This is a genomic window from Paraburkholderia sp. Ac-20347 (assembly GCF_017104805.1).
GTDB lineage: Bacteria > Pseudomonadota > Gammaproteobacteria > Burkholderiales > Burkholderiaceae > Paraburkholderia > Paraburkholderia tropica.
The window spans coordinates 1-6,284 of sequence record NZ_JAAGPN010000360.1; the positions used below are offsets into that span (position 1 = coordinate 1).

A 6,284-nucleotide genomic window follows, 5' to 3' on the forward strand; every position below is an offset into this window, starting at 1 on the left:
TAACACGCGTCGCGCCGCCTCGGCATGCGCGCGCTCTTCGTCCACCCGCAGATCGAGGCCGCCACGGCCAACGGCCGCGCCGCGCGCGCGCTGATCGAGGAACTGCGCGAGCGTCTCGTCGACGTGGTGACGGCCGCGAGCGCCGACGACGCCGTCGCCGTGATCGGCGCCGATCCGGGCGTGCAGTGTCTGCTGCTCGACTGGGAACTCGGCACGGCCGCCGGCGATGCCGACGCCGGTTCGCACACCAACTCGCACGTCGCCGCGCGCGCCGTGCTCGATGCGCTGCGCGCACGCAGCGCGACGCTGCCCGTGTTCCTGCTCGCCGATCGCACGAGCGCGGCCGGCGTGCCCGTCGAAGCGATGCGCCAGGCCGACGACTTCATCTGGATGCTCGAAGACACCACGTCGTTCATCGGCGGGCGCGTCGTCGCGGCCATCGAGCGTTACCGCGAAACCGTGCTGCCGCCGATGTTCGGCGCGCTCGCGCGCTTCTCGAGCGTCTACGAATATTCGTGGCACACGCCGGGCCACACGGGCGGCACGGCCTTCCTCAAGTCGACGGTCGGGCGCGCGTTCTTCGCGTTCTTCGGCGAGCAGCTGTTCCGCTCCGACCTGTCGATCTCGGTGGGCGAGCTGGGTTCGCTGCTCGATCACAGCGGGCCGATCGGCGCGAGCGAGAAGTACGCCGCGCGCGTGTTCGGCGCGCATCGCAGCTATCACGTGACCAACGGTTCGTCGACCTCGAACCGCGTGATCGTGATGGCGAGCGTGACGCGCAACGAAGTCGCGCTGTGCGACCGCAATTGCCACAAGTCCGTCGAGCACGCGATGACGCTCGCGGGCGCGATTCCCACGTATCTTCTGCCGTCGCGCAACCGTTACGGCATCATCGGGCCGATCATGCCCGAGCGGCTCACGAAGGCCGCGATTCGGCTCGCCATCGAGCAGAATCCGCTGGTGAAGGGGCGTCCCGAGGTGAAGCCGAAGCCGGTGCACGCGCTTATCACCAATTCGACTTACGACGGCCTCTGCTACAACATCGCGCGCGTGGAAGCGCTGCTCGGCGAGAGCGTGGACCGCCTGCATTTCGACGAAGCGTGGTACGGCTACGCGCGTTTCAATCCGCTCTATCGCGAGCGCTTCGCGATGCACGGCGACCCCGTCGAGCACGACGCGAGCCGCCCCACCATATTCGCCACGCAATCGACGCACAAGCTGCTCGCCGCGCTCTCGCAGGCCTCGTTCATCCACGTGCGCAACGGGCGCAACGCGATCGGCCACGCGCGCTTCAACGAATCGTTCATGATGCACGCGTCGACCTCGCCGCAATACGCGATCATCGCGTCGAACGACGTGAGCGCCGCGATGATGGACGGCCCAGGCGGCATCGCGCTGACGACCGACGCGATGCGCGAGGCGATCGGCTTTCGTCAGATGCTCGCGCGTCTCGCCGCCGGTTTCGACGATCGCGACGACTGGTTCTTCCACGTCTGGCAGCCCGGCTCCGTGGTGGACCGGCAGAGCGCGCGCCGCTACGCCTTTCACGACGCGCCCGAAGCGCTGCTGTTGCAGGATCCGTCGTGCTGGGTGCTGCATCCTGAGGACGACTGGCACGGTTTCGGCCGCATCGAGGACGGCTATTGCATGCTCGATCCGATCAAGGTGTCGATCGTGACGCCGGGCGTGGCGCCGCACGGCGGGCTGTTGCCGGTCGGCATTCCGGCCAGCGTGGTGACGGCGTATCTGGATCGCCAGGGCGTGGTGGTCGAAAAGACCGCGGACTTCACGATCCTGTTCCTGTTCTCGATCGGCGTGACCAAAGGCAAGTGGGGCACGCTCGTGAACACGCTGCTCGATTTCAAACGCGACTACGACGCGAACGCGCCGCTCGAACACGTCCTGCCCGAACTCGTCGAACAGCATCCGCAGCGCTATGCGGGCATCGGGCTGCGCGAACTGTGCGACCGCATGTTCGCGGCGATGCGCGATCTGCGCACGACCGAGTTGCTCGCGCAGGCGTTTTCCACGTTGCCGCATCCCGATTGCAGTCCCGCCGAAGCGTACGAGCGGCTCGTCCACAACGACATCGAAACGCTCGAACTCTCGCGCATGGAAGGACGCACGGTCGCGACCGGCGTGGTGCCGTATCCGCCCGGCATTCCGCTGCTGATGCCCGGCGAAAACGCCGGCGACGGCGATGGGCCGTTCCTCGGCTATCTGAAGGCGCTCGAAGCGTTCGACCGGCGTTTTCCGGGCTTCGCGCACGATACGCACGGCGTGGAAGCCGAAGACGGCGTGTACCGTATCGCGTGTTTGAAGAAGGGCGCGCCGGACGCTTGAGGGCGCTTGCGTTGCACCTTCGTCGAGCAAAAAAACGGGCCGATCGCGAGATCGGCCCATGGTGTCTTGCCAGGCGTGCGTGGCGAACGACGCCCGGCCAGCCTATTTGACCGCGCCGAGCGCGAGCCCCTTCACCATATAACGCTGCAGCCACGCGAACACCACCGACACCGGCAGCGTGGCCGCGAGCGTGGCGGCCATCACCAGCTCCCATTCGACCGTGTACTTGCCCGCGACCATGTCCGTGACCTGCACGGTCAGCGTCTTGTTTTCGGGCGAGCGGATCAGCGTGTAGACCACGGCGAACTCGTTCCACGCGCTGATGAACGTGAAGATCGCCGTGACCACCACCGCCGGAATGGCGAGCGGCAGGAACACGCGGAACACCGCGCCCGTGCGGCTCGATCCTTCGAGCCACGCCGATTCTTCGAGATCGCGCGGCACGGTCTGGAAATACGACGACAGCATCCACACCGCGAAGGCGATATTGAACGCCGCATACGAGACGATCACGCCGAGCTTCGAATCGACGAGATTGCCGTCGCCGTACGGAATCATCGCGGCGAGGCGGAACAGGCCGACCACCAGCAGGATCGGCGAGAGCATCTGCGTGACCAGCAGGAACTGGCGATACGCGCCGCGTCCGCGAAACGGAAAGCGCGCGAGCGCGTAGGCGGCGGGCAGGCTCACCGCGAGCGCGAGCGCCGTGGAGAGGAACGAGATCACGATGCTGTTGCGCAGCGCGACGCCGAAGTTCGCGGCCTGCCACATATCGACGTAGTTTTCCCAGCGCCAATGCTGCGGCAGCCAGCGCGCCGGATAGACGAACACTTCGTTGGCGGGCTTGAACGACGTGAAGAACATCACCGCGAACGGAAACAGCACGGCCACCACCAGCGGCGAAAGCGCGAGCCAGCACCAGAGCGAGCGTTTGAGCTTGCGGTTCATGCGAGGTCTCCTTGCGCGCCGCCGCGTTTGGCCTGCACGCGCAGATACGCCACCGAAAACGCGAACAGGATCACGAGCATGATGAGCGAGACCGCCGCCGCTTCGCCCGGACGCCCGAGCCGGAAGCCGAGTTCGTAGAGATAGGTGACGAGGATGTGCGTGCTGTCGTCGGGACCGCCTTGCGTCATCACCCAGATGATCGGAAACGAATTGAACACGTAGATCACGTTGAGCAGGATCGCCATGTTGATGAAGGGCTTGAGCAGCGGCAGCGTGAGCAGGCGGAACTGCTGCCAGGCGCTCGCGCCGTCGATGCGCGCGGCTTCGTAGATGTCGCCCGGCACCGAGGACAGGCCGCCGAGAAAGATCGTGGTGGTGAACGGAATCGACACCAGAATGCCGACGGCGATTTCCACCGGAAACGCGTACTCGGGCGTGGCGAGCCAGTGAATCGGACCGGCGATCAGGCCGAGCTTCTGCAGCGTGACGTTGACCATGCCGTAGTCGTCGTTGAAGGCCCAGCGCCACACCACGGCGGTCATGGTGAGCGACACCGACCACGGCAGCATGACGATCGTGCGCGCGATGCCGCGCCCGTAGAAGTCCTGGTTCAGCACGAGCGCGACCGGCACGGAGATCGCCACCGTGCCCACCACGACGCAGAAGGTCCAGATGATGGTGTTTTTCAGCGCGGTCAGGAACACGGGGTCGCCGAACACGTTGAGGAAATTCTGCAAGCCGCTGAAGTCGCGGATCTGGCCGAAGCGCGACACGTCGTGCAGCGACTGCCAGACGATATTGAAGATCGGATAGCTGATGATGAACAGCGCGAGCGCGAGGCTCGGCACGATCAGCAGCCAGGGCGCGCGGGGCGCGGAAACGTTGCGGGCGGCGCGGTCGGGGCGGCTCATGCTGGGGCTTTGGCGTGCGCGTGTGGGGTCGGGGGCAGCGCCGTCCGCCGGAGCGGCTGGCGGTGTCGGCTTCAGGGGACCCGTGGTCATGTCGTGAGGCGTCCGGTCGGTCGATGAAACAGCGTGAAGCAGGATGACGCAAGCGGCGCGACGCGTAGCGGTGCAGCGGGCTACGCGTCGCGCCGGTTCGGGCCGGTTCGTGCCGGTTCGTGCAGCAGGCGCACGCTGCGGCGCGCCGCCTGCTGACGTCAGGCTCGCTTACTTGCCGAGCGACTTGTTCGCTTCGGTCGCGGCCTGGTTCAGCGCGTCGGCGGGCTTGGCCTTGCCGAGATAGATCGACTGCATCGCGTTGGTCACGGCCTTGGCGGTGTCTTCCCAGCCCGTCACGGTCGGCGCGAACTTCGCGTGCGGCAGCAGCGCGACGAAGGCCTTCGTGTCCGGATCCTGGAACGCCGGGTCGCCCGCTTCGGCCTTGGTCGTCGGCAGGAAGCCTTCGGTGCTCGTGAACTCCACGCGCGGCTGCTTCGTGAACAGGAAGTCGAGGAACTTCCAGGCGCTCTTCTTCACCTTCGAGTTCTTGAACATCATGATCGAGTCGGTGACCGCGTAGGTGGCGGGCGTGGTCGCGACCGGAATCGGGTCGATGCCGTACTTGATGTTCGGCGCTTCCTTCTTCAACTGCTTCGCGAGGAACGGCGCGGAGATCATCATCGCCACGCGGCCCTGCTTGAAGAGATTCTGCACGTCTTCGCGGCTGTAGCCCGTGACGCCCGGCTCGGTCAGACCTTCGTCGATCATGGTCTTGTAGAGCGTGGCGGCCTTCACGCCGGCAGCCGAATTGAACGCGGCCTTGTTGTCCTTGCCCACCACGTCGCCGCCGTGCGTCCACAGCGCGTAGTAGAAGTACACGTCGGTTTCGATTTCCTTACCTTGCAGACCGAAGCCCGCGATGCCCTTCGCCTTGAGCTTCTTCGAGGCGTCGATCACGTCGTTCCAGGTCTTCGGGCCGTTCGGATAACCGACCGACGCGAGCATGTCCTTGTTGTAGTAGAGCGCGCGCGCCGATGCCGCGATCGGCAGGCCGTAGATCTTGCCGTTGATCTCGCCTGGCGCGAGGAACGGGCCGATGAAGCGCGCCTTGAAGTTCGCGTCCATGTACGGATCGAGCGGCTCGGCGATGTCGTCCTTCACGAAGTCGAGCAGCCAGCGCGTGCCGATGATCGCGAGGTCGGCGTTGGCGCCGCCGGAGATGTCGGTCTGAAGTTTCTGTTGCAGCGAGTCCCAGTTCACGTCTTCGATCTTGATGGTCGTGCCGGGATTGGCGGCCTCGAACTGCTTGGCCATTTTCTCGAAGTACGGCGCGGTGGCGTCGCTGTAGTGCGCGACGGTCACGCGCACCGTGTCGGCGTGCGCCGCGACGGCGATGCCGGCGAACGCGAGCGCGGCGGCCAGCTTGCCGAGCGTGAGGGTTGCACGTTGCTGAAACGACATTCTGACTCTCCTATGTGGTCTTCCTGTTTTATTGCACCGACTGCCGCCGCCTGGATGGGCGCGTTTTTTTGCTGCCTGTTTTTTGTGCCAGTTGCCTTGTTTGAAAAAATCCTACAGGATGAAAAAAACGTTGTCACCTGGGAAACGCGATATTGTTTTCTGCTCCTGAATTTGCCTAACATGCCGTAAAACATGGGGGAAATCATGCAGTGCAATATGTGGGACGCCTGCGTGTAAACCCGCAACGGATCGCATGCCAAACGATATTTAACGTGCGTCTGTTGGAAATTTACAGGCCCGCTGGCACAAACGCCGGCGGGCTTTTTCAGTCGATACGCGGAGAGTGCGAACATGAGCCGGGTGGTGCTGGTGACGGGCGCGAGCGGCGGCATCGGCCGTGCGCTGTGCAAGCGATTTCTCGACGACGGCGACACCGTGCTCGCGCTCGACCGCGATGCGGCGGGCGTGCAGCAACTCGCCGACGAATTCGGCGCGCAACGGCTGGAGGCGCTGGCCGCCGACGTGAGCGATCCGCTCGCGATGGCCGACGCCGTGGCGCGCGGCGTGGCGGCGCGCGGTCCGGTGGACGTG

At 65.3% G+C, this 6,284-nt stretch carries 5 protein-coding genes; 2 read left to right on the forward strand and 3 right to left on the reverse strand.

The features are described 5' to 3' along the window. Window positions 1-24 precede the first annotated feature (24 nt). Complete coding sequence (locus G3N97_RS35255; RefSeq protein ID WP_205997458.1) at window positions 25-2,343, forward strand: Orn/Lys/Arg decarboxylase N-terminal domain-containing protein; 2,319 nt, start codon at window positions 25-27, stop codon at window positions 2,341-2,343. 102 nt (window positions 2,344-2,445) lie between these two features. On the opposite strand, the gene G3N97_RS35260 is transcribed toward G3N97_RS35255, so the two are convergent. The 3 genes from G3N97_RS35260 to G3N97_RS35270 all read right to left on the reverse strand — a co-directional run bounded on the left by G3N97_RS35260 (window position 2,446) and on the right by G3N97_RS35270 (window position 5,693). Then, window positions 2,446-3,291 carry a carbohydrate ABC transporter permease gene (locus G3N97_RS35260; protein ID WP_065057562.1) on the reverse strand — a complete coding sequence of 282 codons (846 nt, stop codon included), beginning with the start codon at window positions 3,289-3,291 and terminating at the stop codon, window positions 2,446-2,448. Further along, the gene (locus G3N97_RS35265; RefSeq protein ID WP_065057563.1) at window positions 3,288-4,202 is read right to left on the reverse strand and encodes a sugar ABC transporter permease; all 915 of its coding nucleotides are present in this window, start codon (window positions 4,200-4,202) and stop codon (window positions 3,288-3,290) included. Before G3N97_RS35265 ends, G3N97_RS35260 begins: the two co-directional genes overlap by 4 nt. A 258-nt stretch (window positions 4,203-4,460) precedes the next feature. Continuing rightward, window positions 4,461-5,693, reverse strand: coding sequence for a sugar ABC transporter substrate-binding protein (locus tag G3N97_RS35270; protein WP_205997459.1), 1,233 nt, complete (start codon window positions 5,691-5,693; stop codon window positions 4,461-4,463). 351 nt (window positions 5,694-6,044) lie between these two features. Here G3N97_RS35270 and G3N97_RS35275 point away from each other — a divergent pair. Then, on the forward strand, window positions 6,045-6,284 hold a 240-nt coding region (locus G3N97_RS35275; RefSeq protein WP_205997460.1), incomplete at its 3' end, for an SDR family NAD(P)-dependent oxidoreductase.

Coding starts and splice junctions, on each gene's coding strand:
- G3N97_RS35255 (WP_205997458.1), top strand. CDS start 25: ATGCGCGCGCTCTTCGTCCACCCGCAGATCGAGGCCGCCACGGCCAAC.
- G3N97_RS35260 (WP_065057562.1), bottom strand. CDS start 3,291: ATGAACCGCAAGCTCAAACGCTCGCTCTGGTGCTGGCTCGCGCTTTCG.
- G3N97_RS35265 (WP_065057563.1), bottom strand. CDS start 4,202: ATGAGCCGCCCCGACCGCGCCGCCCGCAACGTTTCCGCGCCCCGCGCG.
- G3N97_RS35270 (WP_205997459.1), bottom strand. CDS start 5,693: ATGTCGTTTCAGCAACGTGCAACCCTCACGCTCGGCAAGCTGGCCGCC.